Genomic DNA, 26,172 nt, shown 5'->3' with positions numbered 1-26,172 from the left:
ATGAATCAGGCAGCTACACATAACGAATTAAATGCCCTAGAGCGAAAAGTTCAATTACTTTTGAATGAATATCAAAATGCTAAGAATGAATTGAAAAGCTTAAAAGCAGAAAATGAAGAATTAAAAGCTGTTTTAAAATCTAAAGACGAGAAAATTAACGACTTTCAAAATCAAGATAAAATTAGTAAAATTGTAGGAAGTATTGGGAAGAGTGAGGCAGAGGCTTCTGAAATGAAGGGTAAAATTGACGATTACATTAAAGAGATTGATAAGTGCATATTGCACTTAACAAGATAGATAATAACCGGTTTATGAGAGAACTTTCAATCAAGATTAAGATTGCTGACAGGGAATATCCCATGACAGTGAAAGCGGAAGAAGAAGAAAGAGTGAGAAGAGCCGGAAAATTAATCAATGAACGATTGAAATCTTATAGAGAAAAATTCGGGATTGATGACAAACAGGACTTACTTTCAATGGTGGCATTTGATGCTATAGTTGACAGATTTGGCGTTGAAGAAAATTTACAAAGCAATGACGAATCGGTTTTGAATAAAATAAAATCTATTGAACATTTAATAAATCAAGCAATATAATACCTTCCATTCAGAATTAAATAGAGCCTATTAGGCAATTAATGAGAGCCGTTTGAAATTATCTGACAATCAGAATCAAACGTTTCAGTAATTAAGTGTTGGTTCTATATTCATATCACCGCTTCCCATTAAATAATAAATAAAAATGGGAACTATATACATAATCATTTCCGGGGTAGTGGGACTGCTTTTGGGCTTTTTGTTAAGCAAAATTGCTCAAAAAAGCCTACTTAGCAAGCTAGAAAGAGAAGCGCAAGATAAAGCCGCTTTGATTGTTCGTGAAGCTGAAGTAAATGCAGAGAACATCAAGAAAGATAAAATGCTCGAAGCAAAAGAGCATTATCTTAAAAAGAAATCAGATTTTGAGGATGAGATTGGGCAACGAAAAACCCAAATGGCGGCTAATGAAAATAAGCTGAAACAAAGAGAGCAAAACTTTTCCAAAGAGATTGAGCAATTCAAAAGAAAAGAAAACGAGACACAGAAAATACAGGAGAATCTTAACGCTCAATTAGAAGTAATTGCAAAGCGCAAAGAAGAACTTGAAAAGATAAAGGAACAGCAAGTTAATATTCTTGAGAAAGCTGCTAATTTAACTGCGGATGAGGCTCGTGAACAATTAATTGAAACCTTAAAAGATGAGGCTGAAACCAAAGCATCTTCATTGATAAAGGATATCATGGAAGAAGCCAAGCTTTCAGCTACAAAAGAGGCTAAGAAAATTGTAATCTCCACCATTCAAAGAACCGCCACTGAGCATGCGGTAGAAAACTGCGTATCCATTTTCAATATTGAAAGTGATGATATTAAAGGGAAAATCATCGGTAGAGAAGGAAGAAATATCCGTGCTTTAGAAGCAGCTACTGGCGTGGAAATCATAGTGGATGATACACCAGAAGCTATTATCATTTCAGGTTTTGATCCAGTGAGACGTGAAATTGCAAGATTATCTTTACACAGATTAGTGCAGGATGGTAGAATTCACCCTGCAAGAATTGAAGAAATCGTAAATAAAACTACCAAAAATATAGATGAGGAAATAGTCGAAATCGGTGAAAGAACTGTGATCGATCTAGGAATTCATGGCCTTCACCCTGAGCTAATCAAAATGGTTGGTCGATTGAGATTCCGTTCTTCTTATGGTCAGAACTTATTGCAACACTCTAGAGAAGTTGCCAATATGTGTGCTACCATGGCATCAGAATTAGGATTGAATCCTAAATTGGCTAAAAGAGCTGGTTTATTGCATGATATTGGAAAAGTTTGGCCAGAAGAGCCGGAACAACCACATGCGATTATAGGAATGGAGTTCGCCAAGAAATTTAAGGAGCATCCTGAAGTTTTAAATGCAATTGGTGCTCACCACGATGAAATTGAAATGACTACGTTAATCTCTCCTATTGTACAGGCTTGTGACGCTATTTCAGGCGCAAGACCGGGCGCGAGGAGAGAAATCATGGATAGTTACATTAAAAGGCTAAAAGAGCTTGAAGAGCTTGCTTTGAACTTTGATGGCGTAAACAAATGCTATGCTATCCAAGCTGGTCGTGAATTACGAGTGATGGTAGATGCTGAAAATGTATCTGACCAAAAAGCTGGGCAATTGTCATTTGATATTTCTCAAAAAATAGAGAAGGACATGCAGTATCCAGGACAGATAAAAGTAACGGTTATCCGTGAAATGCGATCTGTTTCTTATGCGAAGTAAATAAACTTAAATATTTAAAAAGAAAGCCCTTTTCAGAAATGATTAGGGCTTTTTTATGCGATTTAAAATATAGAATACCTTCCTACTGCAACAAAAACTCCTTAAACCTCTCGTAATCCACCTCCATCTTTACACTCTTCTTTTCTTTCTGCATTAAAGCTTGAGCTGAATCAGGCAAAATATTTTTATCAGTAACTTTCTTGACCACATCCATAAATTTGCAAGGATGGGCAGTTTCTAGGAAAACACCTATCCCTTCTGAAGTTTTCATATATTCAGTTAATGACAAATAGCCTACTGCTCCATGAGGATCTAATAAATAGTCATTTTCTGAATTTACTTTTTTCATAACTTCCAATGTAGCTTCATCTGAAAAGGCATATCCTTTTACTTTTTCTTTGATTTTATTCTCTGAGAATAAATCCATCATCCGCTGGAAGTTGCTCGGATTTCCCACATCCATCGCATTGGAAATGGTTTGGATAGTAGGCTTGGGCTGATATTTTCCACTATTTAAAAACCTTGGGACAACATCATTACTATTTGCCCCAGTAATAAATTGTTTTACTGGCAACCCCATTTCTTGTGCAATCAAGCCTGCGGTTAGGTTACCATAGTTTCCGCTAGGTACTGCAATCGTTAAGGGTTCATTGCCAAATTCAATAAAAGGAGCAAAGTAATAGACCATTTGTGGTAAAAAACGAGCCACATTAATTGAATTTGCTGAGCTTATATTCAAGTGCTTTCTCAAATCAGCATCCAGAAATGCTTGTTTCACTAGTTGCTGACAATCATCAAAATTCCCATCTATTTCTAGTGCTTTTACATTTTGATCAAAAGTTGTTAATTGCTTCTCTTGAAGCTCGCTTACTTTCCCTGAAGGATATAATATAACCACTTCTATATTTTTGACTTTTGAAAAAGCTGCCGCTACTGCCCCTCCCGTATCGCCTGAAGTAGCAACCAAAATCGTACACTCTTCTTGCTCTTCTTTATAAAACTCTTCCAGACACAAAGCCAAAAATGTAGCGCCCACATCTTTAAAAGCATAGCTTGGACCATGGAATAATTCCAACGCATAATTATTGCCATTGATTTTTTGAAGTGGAAAATCAAAGGAAAAGGTTTTTATAATGATTTTCCTTAATTGTTCCTCATTTAGATCATCTTCCACAAATGGTTTTAAAATATCAAAAGCAATTTCTTGAATATTCTTATCCTGTATAGTCTCAAAATAATCTTTAGGTAATTGAGGGATATATTCAGGCATAAATAATCCATTGTCCGCTGGCAAACCTTCTATAACAGCTTCTCTAAAGCTCTTACTTATATCTTTATTTTTAGTACTGTAATAGTTCATGAGGCTTCTATTAAGTGAGTTCCTTTAGGATTAATTTTAGATAAGTAAATCTTGGAATCAATTTCTAAATCAGCATAAAATTGCTTCCATTTATCCCCTACTACTTGTGCTTGATTCTCATTTTCACAAAAAGCAAAAATTGATGGCCCTGAACCCGAAATACTACATCCTAATGCACCATTTTCTAGTGCCAAAGTTTTTGCTTGACCAAATCCAGGAATTAAGTAAGAACGAATAGGCTCAGCAATCAAATCATTCATTCCAGATTTTATCCATTCTAAATTGGAAGTCGTCAATCCACTGATCAGGGCAGCAATATTTCCCATTTGAGTAATTACATCCGAAATAGCCATTTCCTTCTTCAAAATTTTCTTTGAATCCGCTGTTTTCACTTCAATTTGTGGATGAGCAACCACTATTCGCAAATCCTTTGGAAAAGGAATACTTAAAATCTCCAGAGGGTGATAACTTTTTATAATACAAAAACCACCCATTAATGAAGCCGCTACATTATCTGCGTGCGCTTTACCAGAAGTAGCCTTTTCACCTAACATCGCAAATTCTACCAGTTCAAGTGGCGTAAAAACACTATCCAATAATTCATTGAGTGCAAAAGCAGTGGCAGCAGCTGTGCAACCACTTGAGCCTAATCCACTTCCTGGTTTTACTGCTTTTTGGATTTTAATGCTTAACCCTTGCTTTCTGCCTAACTGATTAAGCATAGCATTGGCTACAATTCCTGCTATATTTTCATCTGGACCTAAAGGTAAATCTGGATAACCTGGAATGGGATGAATAATAATGTCATTTGAATCCAATAATTCTATTTCCAAATGCTCTCCTACACCTTCCAATGCTAAGCCTAGAATATCATATCCAGGACCCACATTTGCGATGGTAGCAGGAGCAAATACTTTTATCTTTTTCATTTTTTTAACTTCTTTAATGTTTTTATTGAGTAAGAAGGAACGAGATGGAAAGCTCGCACCCAATGTCGTTAATTTAAGAGATACTGCTCTAGGTTAATACTTTTATACCAGTATGAGACTTCAAAAACGAATACAAATTGCTATTAAAAAAAGCTAGAAACATTTATTGAATAATTGGATACAAAGAAACTTTTACAGTCTTATTATCCAGCGCCAGAGACGCTAGTAATCATCACCATCTAGAGGATGGCGGTAGAAAAATAATTTCCTTCCGCTAGCCTCCGGCTAGTGGATACTACTACCGCCTCTGGCGGATTTTATTAATTCTCTATTAAGAAACTATTAAACTGCGATATCAAGCATGAGTAAAAAACACATTCCCGAGAAATAATAAAATCCTTAACTTAACGACATTGAGCTCGCACCAGCACTTCTGTGAGCCACAGATCATGGATACAGCTTCTGTCTTTATCGGTCAGACGGTTCCAACCGTCAGACCGAAGTAGCAGGCCCATTTTGCCAATTGTTCATTGTCTACTGTCAACTGCTCTATAGTGCATTCGCTATTCTAATTATATCACCAAATATACCTGAAGCCGTTACTGCTGCCCCGGCTCCTGCTCCTTTAATCACCAGAGGCTGTTCGGGATATCTTTTGGTATTAAATAAAACAATATTATCCTTTCCCTCTAAATTATACAATGGACGATCTGAAGCTATTTTTTCTAAGCCTGTATTCGCTTTTCCATTCTCAAATGTGGCAACATATTTCAACTTCTTACCTTCTGCATTGGCTTCCTCCACCAATTTCTTAAAATGAGCTTCTTCTTGAGCTATAGATTCAAAGAATTGCTCAACATTTTCTGCTTGCATGCATTTTTCCGGAATAAAAGGAATGGTATCAATATCATCTAATTCCATTTCAAATCCACTTTCTCTCAACAGGATTAATATTTTCCTTTTTACATCTACCCCACTCAAATCTATCCTTGGATCAGGTTCTGTATAACCTTCCTCTTGCGCTTGTTTTACCACTTCCGCAAAAGAATCGCCTTCACCAGTGTAATTATTGAAAATAAAATTCAAGCTACCTGATAATACAGCCTGGATTCCCAAAATTTCATCTCCACTTTTAATTAAATCATCCAGCGTGTTGATAACAGGTAATCCTGCACCTACATTAGTCTCAAATCGGAAATGACTTCTATATCTTAAAGCTAAATTCTTAAGATTTTTATAATCATCATATTTCCCTGTACAAGCAATTTTATTGGGCGTTACCACAGAAATACTACTAGCTAAAACATCTGAATAGGTATTGGCCACTACTTCATGTGCAGTATTATCAATGAAAATACTATTTCTTAGATTTAAATCTTTCATATCCTCAAGAAATTGCTCTAAATTCATTTTCTGTCCTTTTTCCAATAAAGTATTCACAGCATTTTCAAAAGGAATACCGTTCAAGTCAAAAAGCATTTTACGGGAATTAGCAATACCGCTAATTCTTAAATCTATCTGACTATGATCTTTTAAATAATCTGATTGTTGATTAAGCTGGTCAATCAAGGTTTTTCCTACATTTCCAGTTCCTACAATAAATAAATTCACTCTTTTAAGATCTGAAAGAAAGAAGCTTTCATGTAAAGTATTTAATGCTTTTTTGATTTGCTTTTTATCGATCACGGCAGAAATATTTTTCTCTGATGAGCCCTGGGCAATGGCCTTAATATTGATTCCATTTTGACCTAGTACACTAAACATTTTTCCGCTAAGTCCTATTTGGTTTTTTAACTGAGAACTTACCAAAGCGACAATTGCCAGATCTGTTTCAATAAAAAGTGGGTCAAGCATTTCTTGTTTAAATTCAAAAGAAAAAGCCTTTTCTATAGCCAATTTAGCTCTTTTAACATCTTCTAAATCTATGGCTACACAAATGCTATGCTCCGAAGAAGCCTGTGTAATTAAAATTACACTAACCTTAGCTTGCGCCAATGCTTCAAATAATCGATGTGAAAAATAGGGGATTCCTACCATACTGCTTCCTGATAAATTGAAAAGGGCAATGTTTTCAATGCAAGATATACCTTTTATAGATTGTGAATCCGCTTCAGGAAATTTATGAATTTTGGTACCCTCAGCTTCAGGCTCGAAAGTGTTTTTGATATAAATCGGAATTCCCTTTTTATAAACTGGATGTACTGATGGCGGGTACAGCACTTTTGCACCGAAATGAGTCAATTCCATTGCTTCCTCATAATTAATCTGAGGAATGGCAAAAGCCTGTTTTACATATTTTGGATTGGCGGTCATCATTCCATTGACATCTGTCCAGATTTCTAATTCAGGAGCATCCAATGCTGCGGCTATCAAAGCTGCGGTATAATCTGAACCTCCTCTGCCTAAGGTAGTATTATTACCCTGTAAATCTTTACTTACAAAACCAGGACAAACTAAAACTTCTGCTTCTTGATGCTGAAAATAGGAAGATATTTTCTTTTCGGTTAATGGCATATCTACATTTGCCTTTCCGAACTCACTATCTGTTATAATGAAATCTTGGGGATCTAGCAGATTGCTTTTCATTCCCTCTTGAAGGAAAAATTCATTGATAATCAGAGCCGACAAAACTTCTCCTGAACCTAGAATTCTATCTAGGGTTTTAATGGATAACTCGTGTATTAAAAAGACTCCTTTCAGAATGTCTTCTATTTCATTAAGCACAAGCCGAACCTTAGCCATTAATGGACTTTGGCTTTTAGCACCCAATAAACTCTGGACTGCTTCAAGATGACGATTGATTAATTTATCTAATTCAGTTTTATATTGATCATCTCCTTTTTCTGCTAAGTGACTGCATTCTTGTAATTGATTGGTTACACCACTAAAAGCAGAGGCAACTACAACTACTCGGCTATTTTTAGACTTTTCAGTCACTATGGCTTTTACTTTCTTTATATTATCAGGGCTTCCTAGGGAAGTACCTCCAAATTTTAATACTTTCATTATTCTATTTTTTATGATGTTTTCTTGAACCATCTTTTCCAAATTTCTAAACTTTGAAAAAGATAAAACGAGCACGAGCTAGGAAGCTCGTGATTGCTATTGTCTTACCCGTAATTAAATAATTGGCAATTCGATTTATCGTTCAGACGGTTCAAACCGACAGACCAAAGCACAGACTATCTGGTCAATTCTCTGGCTTCAATTGAATTTATGGCAAAATATGCCTTATGGCGATATGAAAATATTAACCCCGAATCGGGGTTGTAATGGTAGTGGTAGTAATAGTAAACGAAGTCATAATCATCCCATTATGCAATTGGGCAATTGCATTTACTTGAGATTGATATGGTTGTTGTAATGACTTCATTATTAAATTGATAAAACAAGCTTATTGATTAAAAATGAATAATCAAAGCTTATTAATTAAAAATCACAAAAAAACCCTAACAAGCAATGCCTGTTAGGGTTTTGAAATTTATAATTTGATTAAAAGCTTAGCTTAATAATCTTGCTCTCCTAAGTTATCCATTAGGTAACGTATTTCTACATCACCCAAGATTGGACTGCTTAAGTTTTGTGTAAAGTGACCTTTATCATAAGTAAGTGTCACAATATTTAAAACTACAGCTTCACCCTCTACAGGAGTTAATGTTAATGCCGCATCATCAGAAGACCATGAGCCCACTGTTAATACGCCATTTCCATCTTGCAATATGAAATTACCATCGCGTTCGATCACCAATCTTTCAATAAGATCGCCATTTTCAACCTGACCTTGAACATATACTTCTTCAACCGACCAAGTACCTATTACTCGCTGGCTAGAAGATGGTTCTACGGGTTCAGCACATGAGATAGCCAGTGTGGCTATCCCTATGAACATCATATAATTTAATAATCTTTTCATGTGTGTATAATTTAAATTTTAAATCGCCACATGGAATTTGCTCAAATTTTAGACCTCTTTCATAATAAAATTAAGAGGAATAAAATTTGAGCTCATTTCATGATTCTTATTTTTTAATGATTCTTACATTTTGAGTTAAACCGTCATGACGGATCTGAACATTGTAGATGCCTTCTTCAAGGTTCGCAACATTCATTACATGTTCTGCCTCAAAGCTTGATTTCTCGAAGCTTGATTGCATCATGATTTGACCTGTCATTGAAGTTACAATTACTTCATGTTTACCCATGTACTGGCTATTCACATTTAAAGTAGCATCAGATATTGTTGGGTTAGGATAAGATACTACTTTCATAGCCATCGCATCTTGATTACCCAATACTTTACCTGCAATGTCAGCAGAGCTAGCTGTAACTACACAACCTGAAGCATACTCTACTTCTACGCTATATTCAGCAGCATCAGAAATTGTGATTCTATCAGAGGTTTCACCTGTTAAAAGCACACCATCTCTGTACCATCTTACTGTTGCATTACCGTTATAGTTAGCAATCAATTGAGCACCTTCTACTTCTAATGTTACATTATTAGGAGTAACCGTGAAAGCACGCGTTTCAGGATACGATACTGTACATCCACTACCATCTGCATAAGTTGCCTCAATATAGAAAGTAGTTTCTTCAGTTATTACATCTGAAGTTATGTATGTAGCATCACTTGCGTTACCAGTTACTGGTAAACCAGAAGCCTCATCTGTAGCCGCATTGATCAATTGATAACTTACGTTAGATTGAACATTCTGTGTTGTTACCCCATCAAAAAAGTCATCCAACACGAAAGTAACAGGGCCGTCTCCACATGAATTATCAAATAAGGTCGCTCTCGGCATCTCTGGTAAAGCTCTACTATTAACAGTAATAGTATTAGAAACAGGGCTTAAACAAGATACTGCACCGTCAGCAGACACATTACCTACTAACAAGCGATACGTACCTGCTTGAGTTACTTCTATCGTATTATTAGAACTAGTTGCTCCAGTAGTATTTAAGGCATTAAAACCTATATTTCCTGGTGCTCTTCTCTCCCATTCATAGTAAGCAAATCCTTCTGGTCCTTCTAATACAACAGAACCTTGACCATCACAGAAAGTAAGATCACCGGTTGCTGTAATTGCAGGTGCATCTTCAGGAGCTTCCAATACATTGAAAGTTACCTCAGGAGTGGTGAATGTACACTCACCAGTTGTTACTTCTGCATAATAAGCACCTGACACGTTAATGTTAACAGTACCATCATTATTGGTATTTGCAGCATATTCCGCACCGTCTTGGAACCATTTTACATTTGAACTACCCGTAACAGCTCCATTTACAGAAATGGTTGTACCATTATTGTCACAGATATCATAAACCTGTCCCGCCTGAGCATTACCAAAACCTGCAATGTTGATAGACACATCATCATTAGTTACAGTGTTTACTATAACTGGTTCAGAAGAATTACTCAAATTACAGTTGTTAGCTTCTGTAGCATTAGAAACCTGTAACCTATATTCTCCATTTGAAGATACAGTAATTGTTCTTTGGTTAGCCGCAAAAGGTGTAGCTGAAGCACCATTTACAGTTCTAGTCCAATTATAAACCGCAAATCCTTCTGGTCCTTCTAATACAACTTGGTTAGTCTCATCACAAGAAACTAAATCACCGCTTACAACTGTAATAGCTGGTTGATCTGGACGAACTGTAACATTTACTGTAATGCTCTCAGTTGTATAGATACAATTACCGTCTGTAATTCTAGCAAAATAGTCACCTGACTTGTTAAAAGTAGATAATGAAGCATTAGAACCTACAGGAGTTTGTAGATTATCTCTAAACCATTCTACCTGAGCATTAATTGCATTTTGCTGAGCACCATTACTATTGTAGTAAGAAGCTCTCAATGTAAGAGAAGTACCACACAGATCAACAACTGTTTCAGGTTGAACTAAAGTAGCAGCAGTTGCTGAACCGCTGAATAGTGCATAATTCGGCTGTACAAAGAAATCTCTTTCTACTGTAGAAGTGATTGTATTACAAGTTGCACCACTTGAAGAAGCAGACGTAATTTGTAAACCTAATCGAACATCTTCCTCCAATGCTCCTAAATTAATCTCTGTATCTCCTAACTCAGGATCATAAGCTAATGCATCTCCAATAGCCTCACCACTTACAGCATTGATCACTTGATAAGTGAAATAATCCTGCGGATTAGTGATATCTACCATTACATCCTGAATGTCACAAAGCTGTTGGCTACCAACACTGAAATCTGCATCTGGATCAATTGGTGCTACCAATTCTACACTTTCTTCAGAGAAAGATCCATTAACAGTAACCGTATTGTCTGTTGTTTCATCATTCGCAATTAAACGGATTTTGAATGTACCATTATTAGCTCCTGCAGTTAAAGTATTTCCAGGTAAGCTAAAAGTAAGTTCACCAGTTCCTTCAACTAAGTTGGCTTCAGAGCTATTAATTGTAGCAACACCACCTACTGAATTACGGTATTGAATTGTAACTACATTATCAGCTCCAAATCTACCTCTTATTTCATAGTTTAATGTGATATCATCACCTGGGCAGATTTCCAACGGAGCAATATTAGTAACTAATAAAGCTTGTTGAGCGATGTCAATTGATTCATCTACATAATCAAATGGTAAAGTTTCACCAAATACAAAATCGAAATCAGCAATTGAGAAGTTTCCTTTAGCCTCTTCCTGTCTCCATCTGAAACGAACACCATTTTCTTTCATAGCAGTAGTAAATGCAAACATTCTTGCATCACCTACTAAATTGTTGGTTGCACCTGTTTCAGGAATAGTATCCAATGAAGTATAAGTAGCTCCTGCGTCAGTAGAAAATTCAAATATCACATACTGATTTGCTGTTAAATCAGCAGGTACTTGATTGAAACTAACGTCATACGAAAGTAAAGTTGCTTCTTCAATTTCAGCTGGCAAGAAATCACGTGTTGTGATGAGTCTACGACCAGAAACATTTGAAAATGAAGAATTATCTAAAGTAAGGAAGTTATCTGAATCGTTTTGCAAATTATTAAATTGCTGATTCTCCAAAATAGTCCCCACTTCTGCAAGCGCAGCATTTTCCGTCAACATTAAACTAAAGTCGCCTGAAGCAGCACCCCAAACGTCCGTTGGTAACGCAAAAGAAACATCTTCTAAACCTTCTTGCGTAGCTACTACTAATCTATCTCCATTACCTAAAGTAAGGATTACATTAGCAAATAAACCATCAGTAGTTTCGGTATTAGTTTCGTTATTTTCGATGTCGATACCGAAAGTAACGTCTTGTCCAGCATAGATGATTGCATTAGGATCGCCTTGGTAAACCAATTCAGCTACTCTTAAGAATACATTTAGATTACCAACTTGATTACCATTACTCTCATCTCCAATGATATAATGTGGCTCACCTTCATTATCTATTGAAGCTGCTAATCTTACTTGATAATTTCCATTTACAACATAGAAAGGTATTTCAGCTTGAGCAGTACCTAAAGTTGTAGTGCTTGCAATTACGTATGGATTTTCAGTTTCTGGATCCATCACATACTGACCTGCACCTGCATCATATAAATAGAAATCAAAAGTAGTTTCAGCAGGGAATAATTCCGCAGTTGTAGCATCTAAACCATCCCTATAATCAAATGAATAATCAAATGTTTCACCATTAAAAACAGCATCTTGTAAATCTGCTTGTGACCAAGTGTAGTCTCCTAAATCAGGAGCATTGATACTGATATCATAAAAATCAGTATTTGACTCATCATATACATTTGACTTAATTGCATTTCCGCCACCAAGTTCGATTTCTATATTTTCAACTTGCCATATATTTTGGTTTTGACCTAGATTTAAAGGTTGAGACCATCTGAAATGCGTAGCTTCTGTTAAAAATTCTGAAGGAATTCCAACCTCATAATCATCATCTTCATACAATAAACCTTCATCATACATAGACATTTCGCCAGGTGATAAATTTTCAACATTTATCGTCTGGAAGGTTGCACCACCATCTATTGATACCTCCAGTCTTGGAACTATATTTTTATTATCATTAATATCAAAAGGAGCGTAATTCCAATTATGTCTGAAACTCAAAGTAGCCGTATCAGAACCTGAAAGATCAAAAGCTCTAGTTAATATTTCACGTTTTCCAGTTTGGTCCATCACCAAATTAGTGAAGTTAGAAGGATCATTTGCCCCAGAAATAGTTAAGAAGTCCTCCTGAGCATTAGCTACAATAGTTACCCCTTGCATATAAGTATCCCCAGCACTCTCTGGAACAAAAGGATATATGAAAAAGTTGTAATCATCATTTGGGTTATCCAAATCAAGTGGCAATACTGTAGGCATAGTCGCAGTTACTGAACCAGAACCTTGAGCACTACTTGTACCAGCAACAAAATACTCGTTTCCTTGCTCTATCACTACAGCAAACTCAGTACCAGCAGCGAAACCTACAGCGTTATAATTCACTGTGAATTCTTCACCATAATACCATTGTGTAGGAAGTTCAGCATCAAAGTCTTGATCTACCGATAGTGAAGGAACTATTACATTGAAATCTGCTATAACAGAAGTATTTAAGAATTCCGGTACTCTAGCTTGAAAGAAATCTACATAAAATCTATTTTCCTCAAAGCCCGCTGCACCATCTTCGTTATAAATCAATCTAACTTGAGTAGTTTCGCTCCAAACCGTATTAGGTAGATTAACATCAAAAGTTAAATAACTACTACCTGTAATTGTTTTTGAATCTATATCAATCCAAGAAGTACCGTCCGTTGATGCTTGCAAAAATAAATCCTGCGGATTACCATTGTAGTTATTAACAAAACCCTGAACACGTATTCTCGCTCCATACTGAAAAGATTGTGCATCTGCAGTTACACTTCTCGTACCAGCAGAAGTTAAATTATTAGCAGCACCGCTAATAATCGAATTCCCTTCAAAAGTAAAACCACTAGGAATTGTTGTACTTCCAAAAGTTTCACCATATACTTCCTCATTAAAAGGACTATCCGCAAAAACTCCGCCATTACCCAATGATAATTGAAGTCTAGGAGGATTGTCGTATTCGAAGTTGATTGGCAGAGTCCCAGCGATAGTACCATTTATTGTATTTGAAGCACTAATCATTACAAACTCATTTATTTCATCATCATATATGGATAACATGATTTCAGCTGACGCTCCTGGATCACCAAGTAAAGAGTAATTAACTGTTATTCCAGATCCTGGTGTACCAAATTCTTCACCTGCAACTAATACTGGATTTTCATAAGTGATATTGGTTACAGTAAGCTCTGTATCATAAATTGATAAAGTCTGAAAACCATAATTTTGATCATTGAATGTTTTTACGTAAACATCATAATCACCTGCTTCTAAAGGAGGGACTGTAAAACTAATAGTACCTGAAGCAATATTTGCTGTAGTTCCTATAATAATGTCGTCTCCTGGTGTATTATTTCTATCCAATAATAACTGAGCAGAAGTACCAGTTGGAAAAGCACCTTCATCTATTGTATAAGTGTAAGTCAAATCTTCCATAGCGAAAGCTAAACCATCGCCACCTACTTCAATAAGGTCAGCAGTTACTTCTGGTCTTGGCATAGTAAATGCAGCAAAAGCTTCATTAATAGTAGCATTTGAAACTATATTGCTTTCATTTTGTATATCAAATTCTCTGAAATACCACCCGTCTAAACCAGCTCCGTTATTAGCTTCTTGTCTCACTCTAAATTGAGTAGATGAAGAAACTACGCCTGAAGGCCACGAGTCAATTTCAATCGTTGTATTAGTTGAGTTGCTAATGTCATATATCAATTCATTGATTCCAATTGAAGTCAATTCAGTGAAAGTTTCTCCATCCGTAGTATACTCCACTATAAGATCAGTTCCTTCAGGACTAATCAAATCAGAATGTCTTTGGAATGTCAAACTTAATACACCATCAGTGCTTGTGATATCAAATTCTGGCGTTAAAAGTGATCTTTCACCTGATTGGTTAAAGGAAATTCCTCTTGCAAAGTTTACTTGCGTGCTTGTAGAAGTATAATCAGCAGGTATTCCACCACTGAAATCTACAGTCTCATTTACCCCCAATAATGGCTCACTTCCTTCATAAGCTTGAAGTCTAAAATCCCAGCCATTTACAGCAGTATAATACTCAATATTTGTTGGAATAGTACCGTTAACATTAATGTCTTTAGTACCATTATCCTTCACCGGAGTAGTTTGAACATCTAAAAGATATTCAGCTCCAGTATTGTTATTAACCATAGTGGCTACAAAAGATAAATCAGTTAAGTCAACATTTGGCAATTGAGCATCAATAGTCACCTCATCACCAGGATAAAATACTGTCTCAGATGCATCGGCTTCATCTAATAAATCATCAATAATTATTTGATTCTGCTGAACATTATCACCGTTCTGAAAACCAGTTTGTATAAAGCTATACGTCTCACCAATTTCAAAAGAAATTGTGTAACCAGCTGAAGGACCAACATAAACAGCCCAATTTTTAGTTGTACCATAATCAACAGTACCTTTTTGTCTGATTCGGAATGAAGTATTTGCGGTTTTAGCAGCCGTAGGAAGAGTAAATTCCAAATATTGGTTAATATTTTCAAATTCAGCAGTTGCCAAATTATCTTCTGTTAACGCTGTACCAGCTGATGCAAATCCATCAGTAGAATACAAGACTTCAATTGGATTATCTACATCTGTGTTACCCGCTTCTAAATAAAATGATAGTTCAACTGGATCTGTTGTACTGAGATCCACATCATTAATCGTTAAGCTTCTAGTACTAGCTCTGTTAAATTGTACGTACTCACCGGTACTATTAGATCCAAGCACAGTTGTTTCTGATCTTTCAAAAGTAACAACCTCACCCGTTACAGTATTTCCAGAGAAAGCAGCTAGTTTCAAGTTGACAGCCCCTGATTCTCCCCAGTTGAAGTCAATATCTGTAGACGCACCTTGAGCTGTAGAACTACCAAAAATAGTTTCACTTTCATCGATGTCAAACTGACCATCAGCATCATCCCAAACAATAAAAGTTGTACCTGCATCAAAGCCTGAAGCTTCGTAAGTAACTGTAGCCTCCTGACCAGCATACCATGGGGCAGGTGGTGGAGTCGATATTGTGAATGTTTGCGCATTAGCCCCAAACGCAAATAAGCCTACGAGCATCGTAAGCATCATCGCTTTGAGGTAGCGTGTTTTTTGTAGTATTATGTTTTTCATTGTATCTATTTTTTAGTTTAAAAATTTAAAAATCTAAAACCAATCTTGAGTATATTGCTGGTATCTAAATAACCAAAGCTAGTCTTAGTAGCGTCTTGGAAACTTTCACCATCAACAAATACTTCCTTATTGCTTCGATTTAAGTACTGAAAGCCAACTTCGCCTCCAACATAAAATCTCTTTCCGAAATAATATTCAGCACCTATAGAAGCTCTAAAACCAAATTGGTTGTAAGCTCTATTTTGAATAATTGAAGTTGGGGTTGGATTTGGACCAAAAGCAGGATCTGGATCAAAATTAGCCCCCAAAACAGTTGGGCCAGTGCTTGACTTACGACTTGCTATTCGTTGTCCCCACATTAAATCACCCGCAACATAAGAACGAAATGGGCCATCGTTTACGAAATGATATTCAAAACCCGGCATCAAGCCATAGAAACTATCATTTGTCACCACATCAGGTGTTTGCTGATTATTATTCAAATTCATTTCCATTCCTAAGCGAACCGCCATATCTTCTGTGATAAAATAGCGTGCTCTAAACTCAGAAAAGTCCAATAAGCTAGTCCCACTGAAGGGAGTTCCCGTTACCTCAAATAAGAGGTCACCTGCCCCTGCCATTCCTCCTGAACTACTTTCGCCAGAATCTTCTTCCTGAGCAAAAATAGGACATGAAATCAATAGCAATGCAGTTAAAAGCATTAATTGTTTTCTCATAGTCATTGTTTTAGTTTAATTTAAAAATATACTTTGTTATTATTGTTTTAAGATATTGCACTAAATTAATAAATAAATCAATTAACACAATCAATTTCATCGAAAATACTTTTAAATACCTATTTCTAGGTACATCAATATTACATATGTATATCTATTTGATTGTAAATCAACTATTTAAAAAATATAAAGCCCTGACATTTAATATTTTAGTGACATTTACAAGGGTAATATTAAAATCATTCAATTTTAAACCTAATTCAATTTTAATAAAATAGTTTGAAAAAACCGTTTAATCACATAAAATTAATTAGAGCAATGCTATTATGATTTTCCTGATTTCTGAAATAGCATTTTTGAATTTCCGAATGCCCTTAAAATGCAAATAAAGCATTTTTTATGGTAAATGAGCTCTAACACATTAATGCAATTGGTTCGTGATTCAGTGCTATAAGAGTGTTTATTTAACTCTTCCCAAAAGTTAGGAACTAGCTTATATCACAAATAACCTTGGTTATTTTCTTTGTTTTCTTTTGTCACTTTTGTGGTTAACTAATTTTTAGCTTTGCTAAAATCAACTTCCTATTTTCAATAAATTCAGAAAGAGTAGTAGCGATATCTAACTTAATAGTACTTATCTGCGGTTCACGGCCTGACGGGTCGTAAAGACTCTTTTGAGAAAGGTGAATTTTCTTTAAAACAACACTCTTCCAACTATGCTCTAAACTCGTCTGAACGTTTTGTTGTCAAAGAAAGAGAACCATGGTGTTGGTTAGTTTTATAATCAGAAGAACCTATTGATCTGTACCACTCATATAATATAGATCGCATTAAATTAAATCAAATATTATATTCCATCTTAAAATCAAAAACATATGAACAGACTATATAGCTTACTATTAGCCTTCTTACTCTGTATTCCTTTTAATATGGATGCACAAAGAAGAAAGGCCGACAATACAATATCTTATGATGAAAAAATATATGACGCACTAGAATGGAGAGGAATTGGGCCATTTCGCGGTGGAAGATCCGCTGCAGTAACTGGCGTTATTGGTGAACCTAATTTATTTTATATGGGCGCTACCGGAGGTGGTGTTTGGCGCACCAAAGATGGTGGCAGCACTTGGGAAAGTATTTCAGATGGTCATTTTGGTGGTTCAATTGGGGCAGTTGCTATTGCTGAAAGTGATCCTAATGTAATTTATGTAGGAGGCGGAGAAAAAACCCTACGTGGAAATATGTCATACGGCTATGGCATGTATAAATCCGTAGATGCCGGTAAAAACTGGGAACATATCGGATTGGATAACAGCCGACACATCAGTAGAGTCAGAATTCATCCTCAAAATCCTGACATAGTATATGCAGCAGTGATGGGCGATATTTTTAAAGATTCTGAAGAAAGAGGCGTTTATAAATCTACTGATGGAGGAAAAACCTGGCAAAGAAAATTATTTGTCAACAATAGAGCTGGGGCTGTGGATTTAATACTGGATCCTAATAACCCAAGAATCATGTATGCCTCCACCTGGAATGTAAGAAGAAGTCCCTCTAATTTTTCTAGTGGCGGGCCTGGCTCGGATATCTGGAAATCTACAGATAGCGGAGAAAATTGGGAAAAGCTTTCCGAAAATAAAGGATTACCAAAAGGCGTTTGGGGAATATCAGGAATCACAGTTTCTCCTCAAAATTCCAATCGAGTGTGGACTATTATTGAAAATGAAAACGGTGGTGTTTTCCGCTCGGATGATGCTGGGAAAACTTGGCAAAAGACCAATGATGACAGAGCTTTAAGACAAAGAGCGTGGTATTACACTCGAATTTATGCTGATACTCAAGATGAAGATATGGTGTATGTAGTCAATGTAGACTATCACCAATCTAAAGACGGAGGCAAAACCTTTACTTCCCATAGAGCACCACATGGAGATCATCATGATATGTGGATTGATCCTAATGACAACCAACGAATGATCATGGCTGATGATGGAGGTGCTCAAGTAAGCTTTGATGGAGGTGATAATTGGAGTACCTATATGAATCAAAATACTGCTCAATTTTACAGAGTTACAACTGATAATCACTTCCCGTTCAGAATTTATGGAGCTCAGCAAGATAATTCTACTGTAAGAATTGCACATAGAACTACCGGCTCTGTGATTGGTGAACGAGATTGGGAATCAACGGCTGGTGGTGAAAGTGCGCATTTGGCCATTGATAATGAAAATAATGATGTGGTATATGGCGGAAGTTATGATGGCTTTTTAACACGCTATAATCATAATTCCGAAGAAATTAGAGCAATCAACGTATGGCCTGATAATCCTATGGGACATGGAGCTGAAGAAATGAAATACCGTTTCCAATGGAATTTCCCAATTTTCACCTCACCTCATGATCCGAATAAATTATATACGGCTTCCAACCATTTGCATGTCACCACCAATGAAGGACATAAGTGGGAAACTATCAGTCCGGATTTGACTAGAAACGACCCTAGTAAATTAGGCTCTTCAGGTGGTCCAATTACCAAAGACAATACGAGTGTAGAATATTATTGCACCATTTTCGCAGCAATAGAATCGCCTTATGAAGAAGGTTTATTATGGACAGGTTCTGATGACGGTTTGGTGCATGTCAGCAAAGATGGTGGGGGAAGCTGGAAAAATGTGACCCCAGAAAATATGCCTAAATGGATTATGATCAATAGCATTGAAGCGGATCCATTTACAAAAGGTGGGGCTTATATAGCTGCAACTTCTTATAAAAATGGAGATTATCAACCTTATTTATATAAAACCAAAGATTATGGTAAAAGCTGGACAAAAATCGTAAATGGAATTCAAAATGATCATTTCACAAGAGTTGTTAGGGCTGACACAGAAAGAAAAGGATTGCTGTATGCTGGAACTGAAACGAAAATGTATATCTCATTTGATGATGGGGCTAGTTGGAAAGATTTTCAAATGAATTTACCAATTGTTCCGATTACGGATTTGACCCTTAAGGATAATCACCTGATTGCAGCTACTCAAGGAAGAGGCTTTTGGTTGATTGATGATTTAACAGTTTTACATCAATTAAATGATGAGGTAAAGCAAAATGATTTCTACTTATTTCAACCCAAGAAAACGTATAGAATAGGCGGAAGAAGTGAAGAATCGAAAACTGCTGGTGAAAACATGTCATCAGGCGTAATTACCTATTTCCACCTAAAGGATACTGCTTCTGCGGATACTGTAAAAATCCAGTATAAGGAAAAATCAGGAAAAGTGATTGCTACTTATAGTACTCATCCTGATAAAGAATCAAAAGAAGAAAAGTTGGAAGTAGAACCTGGAAGTAATCAGTTGATCTGGAATATGCGATATCCTGATGCCGAAATTTTTGAGGGCATGATTTTGTGGTGGTCATCAACAAGCGGCCCAACAGCACTTCCTGGGAAATATGATGTGGCTCTCTCTATCAATGAAGAAACGAAAACCCAAGAATTTGAGATTGTAAAAGATCCAAGATCAAGTGCTACACAGGAAGATTTAAAAGCACAATTTGATTTCCAAAACAGGGTAATTGCAAAGCTTTCTGAAACTAATTTGGCTATTAAGGATATCCGAAAAGCAAGAGTACAGATTGAAGATGTGATAAAAAAAGCTGAAGCTGACACTATTAAAAATATGGGGACAAGCATTTTGGATGAGATCAAGGAAATTGAAGAGTCCTTATATCAAACTAAAAACAGAAGCAGACAGGATCCACTAAATTACCCTATCCGATTGAACAATAAATTAGGGCATTTGAATAGTTTGGTGGGAATGGGCGATTTCAAACCAACTGAATCGGCTATAGAGTTTAGTAAGGAAGTTACAGCCAGAATAGACCAACATTTGGAAGCTTTAAATGAAATTTTGGATAAAAAAGTAAGTGCATTTAATGATTTGGTTCAAGCCAATCAGGTAAAAGCGGTGAAATTGGATTAAAGAGACAGTTACTCCGGCCTGACGTATTTCGCGTCTGACCGATATTAGGTAATGTCTAAAAATATTTTTGAAAACCTTTTTCGAAGTCAGAAACTTTGGGAAAGGTTTTTTTTATATCTGTAATTTCTGGCGGGTTACGGTCTGACGGGTTGTAAATATCATTGTATAACCACAACTGTATCCACTATGGCGGAATATTATTAAAATGCTCTAAGCCCGTCTGACCGTTTTATTGTCAAAGAAAGAGAATCATGCTGTTGGACAGCTTTGTCCGTATGTGTCAAACGGTTGAAACCGTCAGACACTGGGTAATCGGCTTGAGGTTTGTTGCTTTTCTTTACCATATTTTAAGTTTGATGAATTGTGATCTGTGCGTCATTCCTGCGAAGGCAGGAATCTGTTGATTTTAACCTTTGGTTAAAATATTAAGAAAGCCACTAGTAGTAAATTAAACTTTTAAAGAATTCCTTCATATTTCTTTTAGAATAAGGTATTGAAACTTCGTTTCAATAGTCAAGATTCCTGCCTTCGCAGGAATAGCCTGTCCCGTATTTTAATCGGGAACGTTCTAATCTAATATATAGCTATATTATAACTGTTACATATGAAAAGCGTTTTTCAAGCGTCAGAAACTCTAGTATAAGAAAAGTTTTCCATGCGAAACAGGTTTTGCGTTCACAAGGACGGGGCATGAAAAATCTTTTAAGAAAGATGATTTCTTTAAAGCAATACTCTTTTAACTGTGCTCTAATCCCGTCTGACCGTTTTGATGTAAAAGAAAGATTCAGAGTGTTGTCCAGCCTGTGCTTTATGCGTTAGACGGTTGGAACCGTCAGAAACTGCGCTGGCAGCCTGCTTTCTTACCACTTAAAACAGAAAATTACAATTTTCACCTTCAAATACTCGCCTTTTCAATCAATTGCCTTATTTTAGCCGAAAATAGAATTCTAATATTATGAGCGGGAAAATAATAAGCGGAATACAGCAAATTGGAATAGGGGTTTCAGATGTTCAAGCAGCTTTCAAATGGTATAGGCAAAACTTCGGAATGAGCGTACCAGTTTTTGAAGAAGCAGCCGAAGCGGCTCTAATGTTACCCTATACTGGTGGTGAGCCTAGAAGTCGCCATGCTATTTTAGCAATAAATATGCAAGGTGGCGGTGGATTTGAAATATGGCAATACACTTCCCGAAAGCCTGAAGGCCCAAAGTTTGAACCACAATTAGGTGATTTAGGAATCAATATCGCCAAAATGAAAAGCAAAAATGTAGAAGCTACTTATGAACTTTTCAACAGAAGAGGGCTCAATGTTTTGGGTGATTTACAAAATGATCCTTATGGAAAACCCACTTTTTTCGTAAAAGATCCTTGGGATAATATTTTCCAGATTGTGACTTCTAATTCTTGGTTTCAGCAAAGAAAAACAGATTTACCTGGCGGCCCAAATGGTGCTATTATTGGCGTTACAGATATTGAAAAAGCCCGAACACTGTATTCAGATATATTAGGGTATGACACTGTTATTTATGAAGAAGAAGGTGTTTTTGATGACTTAAAAGCAGTCCCTGGTGGAGATAAAAAATTGACAAGGATTTTATTACGCCACAGCAAACCAATGGAAGGTGCATTTAGTCCGCTTTTAGGTGCTTCTGAAATTGAATTAGTATTGGCTGAAAACCGTAAGCCAAAAAAGATCTTTGAAGATAGATTCTGGGGAGATTTGGGCTATATACATCTTTGCTATGACATCAATGGCATGCAGGCACTAAAAGAAGAGTGCGAAGCTAAAGGGTTTAATTTCACAGTGGATTCTGCTAATAGCTTTGATATGGGAGAAGCTGCAGGTCATTTCACTTATATTGAAGATCCTGATGGAACCTTAATTGAATTTGTGGAAACCCACAAAGTGCCGATTATGAAAAAAATAGGTTGGTATTTAGATCTTAAAAAGAGAAATCCTAAAAAACCACTTCCTAGATTTATGCTGAAGGCAATGGGAATGAGTGAGGTGAAGGGTTGATGGGTGTAGGGTGATGGATGTTGGGTGATAGTCAGTACCGCAGGTCAGACCATAGAATGTTTTGACATGAAAAGCTGGAAGTTGGGAGTGAGAAGTTGGAAGAGTCAACGTCACAAATACCATTTTCATTAAAAATACTTTATACAAAAAACCCGCATGAAGAAAATAAATTCCTCATGCGGGTTTTTCAATTTATAGCTTTACTAAATTATCTCGTAAGCTTCTTATACTTAATCCTTTTAGGAATAGCATCATCTCCAAGTCTCTTCTTGCGATTCTCTTCGTAGTCAGAGAAGTTACCTTCAAACCAATAGACTTGAGAATCACCTTCAAAGGCTAGAATATGTGTGCAAATTCTATCTAAAAACCATCTATCGTGACTGATGATTACGGCACAGCCTGCAAAATTCTCTAGACCTTCCTCCAAAGCTCGAAGCGTATTCACATCCAAATCATTGGTTGGCTCATCGAGTAAAAGTAAATTGGCTTCCTGCTTAATAGACATGGCCAAATGGACTCTGTTTCTTTCACCACCTGACAATACGCCCACTTTCTTTTCTTGGTCACCACCAGCGAAATTAAATTTACTTACATAAGCTCTGGAGTTGATTTTATTATTTCCTAGCTGAATCCATTCATTGCCTTCTGAAATATTTTCCCAAACAGATTTATTAGGATCTAAATTATTGTGTTCCTGATCGACATATGAGATTTTAACAGTTTCACCTACTTCAAAAGTACCTGCATCTGCTTCTTCTTTTCCAGTTATCAGTTTAAATAAAGTAGTTTTACCAGCTCCATTCGGACCAATTATCCCTACAATTCCACCTTGAGGTAAAGAGAAATTCAAATCTTCATATAAAAGTTTATCACCATAAGCTTTTGCAACGCCTTTAGCTTCAATCACCTTACTTCCCAAACGCGGACCAGGTGGAATAAACAATTCCAAATTTTGTTCCTTGTCCTTACCCTCTTCACCAAGCATTTTTTCATAAGAGCTTAAACGAGCTTTCGATTTAGCTTGACGGGCTTTTGGTGCCATTCTCACCCATTCTAATTCTCGCTGTAAGGTTTTCTGCCTTTTAGATTCAGATTTTTCTTCTTGAGCCAATCTTTTTTGCTTTTGATCCAACCAGCTAGAATAATTTCCTTTCCATGGAATTCCTTCGCCTCTATCCAATTCTAAAATCCAACCCGCTACGTTATCTAAGAAATAACGATCGTGAGTTACGGCTATAACGGTTCCTTTATATTGCTGTAAGTGGTGCTCTAACCAATGCACAGATTCAGCATCCAAATGGTTGGTGGGTTCATCCAAAAGCAATACATCAGGTTCTTGTAACAACAATCGGCATAAAGCCACTCTACGCTTTTCCCCTCCTGAAAGATTTTTAACTGGTGAATCAGCTGGCGGTGTGCGTAAGGCATCCATTGCTTGTTCCAATCTACTATCGAGCTCCCAAGCATTGGCATGATCCAATTTTTCCTGAACTTTGGATTGCTGCTCAATCAAGTCATTCATTTTGTCAGGATTGTCCAAGACTTCAGGATCCGCAAATTTCTCATTAATCTCTTCAAATTCTTTTAACAGATTAACGGTTTCCGCTACGCCTTCTTCCACAACCTGTTTTACGGTTTTATCTGGATCCAATTCAGGTTCTTGTTCCAGCATCCCCACAGAATATTCTTTAGAAGCCACCACTTCTCCTTGATAATCTTTATCAATTCCGGCAATAATTTTCAACAAAGAGGATTTTCCTGAACCATTTAGACCTAAAACACCTATTTTAGCCCCATAGAAAAAGGATAAATAAATATCTTTTAAAACAGTCTTTTTAGGAGGATAGATTTTCGAAACCTTCTCCATTGAAAAAATAATTTTTTCGTCACTCATATCAGTTTTTGATTACTTTTTTTTCTTTATATATTGAATATAATATCAAATTAAGTGATATCATCATTAATAACACAACAGCCGTATGGCTATATTGCAAATTAAATTTAATTTTGCACCAAATTTTACAAACACCAAATTAAAATATTTTGACTGATTTACAGCAAGAATTGGCTTTCATTGAAGGCGGAAAAGTTATTTTAAGGGAACAAGAAGGTTTTCCGCAGCGAGAGATAGGAGAAGTAAAGGAGGATGAGGCAACTGCATTGCAGTTTTTTCAGGATCGATACGAATCTCTAAAAGAAAAAGTAGACAAAGTTCAGCATCAGATTGAAACGGAAGACAATAAAGGTTCATTCCTGATGAAAGTCTTAAACTTGAAAGAATCTTTATCTTCTTTTGACGGCATAGGCGACTTCGTTGCGCTTAAGGATCGTTTAGAGATGATGGAAAAAATGCTGGAAGATTATATCAGCCAAAATAGAAGACGAAACTTGGAGGTGAAATCTACTTTAATTGAAGAAGCCAAAAGTTATGCTGCCAATCCCGATTGGAGAGAAGCTACTGAAAAGCTAAAAGAACTTCGCCAAAGATGGATAAGAGTAGGCGCAGTAGAAGAGGATAAAAAAGAAGAGGTAGAAAATACTTTCCAAGCTGTTTACGATGAGTTTTACGATAAAAAGAAAGCTTTTCATGATGCCAAAAAAGAAATGATGGCAACCAGGGAAAAGCAATATGAAAGCCTAATAGAAAAAGCTAAAAAACTACAAGATGATAAATCGGAAGCTGATGAGTTAACCAAAAAAAGCAATGCATTGGTTGAAGAATGGAAATCTTTAGAAAATATTCCTAAAGAGAAATATGCTTTGCTTCTAAAAGAATTTAAGAAATATACTCAGGTCGGAAGAAAAGCAGGAAATGCGAAAAATCCTAAATTTCAATCTAAGGAAGGCAATGATAAAGAAAAATTGGCTTTGATTGAAGAATTAAAGGAAGCTCAAAAGCTGGAGCCTTCTGAATCAGTTGAAAAGGCAAAAGCAATTCAACAAAAATGGAAGAACTCAGGAAAAACATTCAATAAGTCATTAAATGAGGAATATTTCACTCTTAATGATTATATTTTTGAAAAGAGCTTCTTAGAAAATTTATTTGAAAGAAAAGCTAAAAAAGGCTTAGATGAAAAGGATGCTGTTAAGTTTAAAATGAATATTTTAAGAGATTTGATTTCAAGAGATCAAAGAGAACTTAATGTATTTGAAGAAAATTTAGAAAAATTTAATTTAGGCACTGAAAAGCTGGATAAAATGGTAGGCTTCAAACATGAAAAACAAAAAAGAAAGCTCACCGTAAAGCAACAAATCATGGAAGAACTCCGTGAATTGAATAAAAATTTAAAATAATTTGAACTTTGCGCGTATTATTTTAGTATGCATGTAAAGTGAAATGCAATTAAAGCTTTGATTTATAATTTTTTATCATACTTTTGCGCATCAAAAAAATACGGTAGAATATGTATTGGACATTAGAATTAGCTTCATACTTAGAAGATGCTCCGTGGCCAGCCACAAAAGACGAATTAATTGATTTTGGAATTCGTTCTGGAGCACCATTAGAGGTAGTTGAAAACTTACAAGAACTAGAGGATGACGGACAACCCTATGAAAACATAGAGGAGATTTGGCCGGATTATCCTTCCAAAGAAGATTTCTTTTTTAACGAAGATGAATATTAG

14 protein-coding genes are annotated in these 26,172 nt (G+C 36.1%); 7 read left to right on the top strand and 7 right to left on the bottom strand.

Annotation, left to right across the window (positions count from 1 at the left end; translation table 11 throughout):
- The 3 genes from QYS49_RS05835 (at position 1) to rny (ending at position 2,304) form a co-directional block, all read left to right on the top strand.
- Positions 1–297, top strand: coding sequence for a hypothetical protein (locus QYS49_RS05835; RefSeq protein ID WP_308350776.1), 297 nt, complete (start codon positions 1–3; stop codon positions 295–297).
- Between the two features lie 14 nt (positions 298–311).
- Positions 312–596, top strand: coding sequence for a cell division protein ZapA (locus QYS49_RS05830; RefSeq protein WP_308350775.1), 285 nt, complete (start codon positions 312–314; stop codon positions 594–596).
- 145 nt (positions 597–741) lie between these two features.
- Positions 742–2,304, top strand: a complete 1,563-nt coding sequence (gene rny, locus QYS49_RS05825; protein WP_308350774.1) for a ribonuclease Y — start codon at positions 742–744, stop codon at positions 2,302–2,304.
- 82 nt (positions 2,305–2,386) lie between these two features.
- On the opposite strand, the gene thrC is transcribed toward rny, so the two are convergent.
- The 6 genes from thrC to QYS49_RS05795 all read right to left on the bottom strand — a co-directional run bounded on the left by thrC (position 2,387) and on the right by QYS49_RS05795 (position 16,546).
- Positions 2,387–3,664, bottom strand: coding sequence for a threonine synthase (thrC, locus tag QYS49_RS05820; RefSeq protein WP_308350773.1), 1,278 nt, complete (start codon positions 3,662–3,664; stop codon positions 2,387–2,389).
- Positions 3,661–4,593 (bottom strand): homoserine kinase, encoded by a 933-nt coding sequence (locus tag QYS49_RS05815; RefSeq protein WP_308350772.1) that lies wholly within the window; start codon positions 4,591–4,593, stop codon positions 3,661–3,663. The genes thrC and QYS49_RS05815 overlap by 4 nt, the downstream gene beginning before the upstream one ends.
- A 549-nt stretch (positions 4,594–5,142) precedes the next feature.
- Complete coding sequence (gene thrA, locus QYS49_RS05810; RefSeq protein WP_308350771.1) at positions 5,143–7,599, bottom strand: bifunctional aspartate kinase/homoserine dehydrogenase I; 2,457 nt, start codon at positions 7,597–7,599, stop codon at positions 5,143–5,145.
- Positions 7,600–8,098: 499 nt separating this feature from the next.
- Positions 8,099–8,506: a hypothetical protein gene (locus QYS49_RS05805; protein ID WP_308350770.1), complete on the bottom strand. Its 408-nt coding sequence runs from the start codon at positions 8,504–8,506 to the stop codon at positions 8,099–8,101.
- 106 nt (positions 8,507–8,612) lie between these two features.
- Positions 8,613–15,830, bottom strand: a complete 7,218-nt coding sequence (locus tag QYS49_RS05800) for a T9SS type A sorting domain-containing protein (RefSeq protein WP_308350769.1) — start codon at positions 15,828–15,830, stop codon at positions 8,613–8,615.
- Between the two features lie 17 nt (positions 15,831–15,847).
- The gene (locus QYS49_RS05795; protein ID WP_308350768.1) at positions 15,848–16,546 is read right to left on the bottom strand and encodes an outer membrane beta-barrel protein; all 699 of its coding nucleotides are present in this window, start codon (positions 16,544–16,546) and stop codon (positions 15,848–15,850) included.
- 875 nt (positions 16,547–17,421) lie between these two features.
- Here QYS49_RS05795 and QYS49_RS05790 point away from each other — a divergent pair.
- Positions 17,422–20,526, top strand: coding sequence for a WD40/YVTN/BNR-like repeat-containing protein (locus QYS49_RS05790; protein ID WP_308350767.1), 3,105 nt, complete (start codon positions 17,422–17,424; stop codon positions 20,524–20,526).
- A gap of 955 nt (positions 20,527–21,481) precedes the next feature.
- Positions 21,482–22,546, top strand: a complete 1,065-nt coding sequence (locus tag QYS49_RS05785; RefSeq protein ID WP_308350766.1) for a VOC family protein — start codon at positions 21,482–21,484, stop codon at positions 22,544–22,546.
- Positions 22,547–22,754: 208 nt separating this feature from the next.
- On the opposite strand, the gene ettA is transcribed toward QYS49_RS05785, so the two are convergent.
- A complete protein-coding gene (gene ettA / locus QYS49_RS05780; RefSeq protein WP_308350765.1) occupies positions 22,755–24,440 on the bottom strand; it encodes an energy-dependent translational throttle protein EttA in 1,686 nt (561 codons plus the stop codon).
- A 149-nt stretch (positions 24,441–24,589) separates the two neighbouring features.
- On the opposite strand from ettA, the gene QYS49_RS05775 reads away from it, so the two are divergent.
- Both QYS49_RS05775 and QYS49_RS05770 read left to right on the top strand, forming a co-directional pair.
- Positions 24,590–25,840, top strand: a complete 1,251-nt coding sequence (locus QYS49_RS05775) for a DUF349 domain-containing protein (protein ID WP_308350764.1) — start codon at positions 24,590–24,592, stop codon at positions 25,838–25,840.
- Between the two features lie 110 nt (positions 25,841–25,950).
- Complete coding sequence (locus QYS49_RS05770) at positions 25,951–26,172, top strand: DUF2795 domain-containing protein (RefSeq protein ID WP_013454973.1); 222 nt, start codon at positions 25,951–25,953, stop codon at positions 26,170–26,172.

Source organism: Marivirga salinae (genome assembly GCF_030503855.1).
Lineage (GTDB): Bacteria > Bacteroidota > Bacteroidia > Cytophagales > Cyclobacteriaceae > Marivirga > Marivirga salinarum.
The sequence above is the reverse complement of the archived record's forward strand: the minus strand, read 5'-3'. Positions and strand labels throughout refer to the sequence as shown.

Bases quoted from the DNA above. Each gene is read 5' to 3' on its own strand.
- rny (WP_308350774.1), top strand. From the start codon at position 742: ATGGGAACTATATACATAATCATTTCCGGGGTAGTGGGACTGCTTTTG.
- QYS49_RS05815 (WP_308350772.1), bottom strand. From the start codon at position 4,593: ATGAAAAAGATAAAAGTATTTGCTCCTGCTACCATCGCAAATGTGGGT.
- QYS49_RS05790 (WP_308350767.1), top strand. From the start codon at position 17,422: ATGAACAGACTATATAGCTTACTATTAGCCTTCTTACTCTGTATTCCT.
- QYS49_RS05785 (WP_308350766.1), top strand. From the start codon at position 21,482: ATGAGCGGGAAAATAATAAGCGGAATACAGCAAATTGGAATAGGGGTT.
- QYS49_RS05805 (WP_308350770.1), bottom strand. From the start codon at position 8,506: ATGAAAAGATTATTAAATTATATGATGTTCATAGGGATAGCCACACTG.
- QYS49_RS05770 (WP_013454973.1), top strand. From the start codon at position 25,951: ATGTATTGGACATTAGAATTAGCTTCATACTTAGAAGATGCTCCGTGG.
- QYS49_RS05830 (WP_308350775.1), top strand. From the start codon at position 312: ATGAGAGAACTTTCAATCAAGATTAAGATTGCTGACAGGGAATATCCC.
- QYS49_RS05795 (WP_308350768.1), bottom strand. From the start codon at position 16,546: ATGAGAAAACAATTAATGCTTTTAACTGCATTGCTATTGATTTCATGT.
- thrA (WP_308350771.1), bottom strand. From the start codon at position 7,599: ATGAAAGTATTAAAATTTGGAGGTACTTCCCTAGGAAGCCCTGATAAT.
- thrC (WP_308350773.1), bottom strand. From the start codon at position 3,664: ATGAACTATTACAGTACTAAAAATAAAGATATAAGTAAGAGCTTTAGA.
- ettA (WP_308350765.1), bottom strand. From the start codon at position 24,440: ATGAGTGACGAAAAAATTATTTTTTCAATGGAGAAGGTTTCGAAAATC.
- QYS49_RS05800 (WP_308350769.1), bottom strand. From the start codon at position 15,830: ATGAAAAACATAATACTACAAAAAACACGCTACCTCAAAGCGATGATG.
- QYS49_RS05835 (WP_308350776.1), top strand. From the start codon at position 1: ATGAATCAGGCAGCTACACATAACGAATTAAATGCCCTAGAGCGAAAA.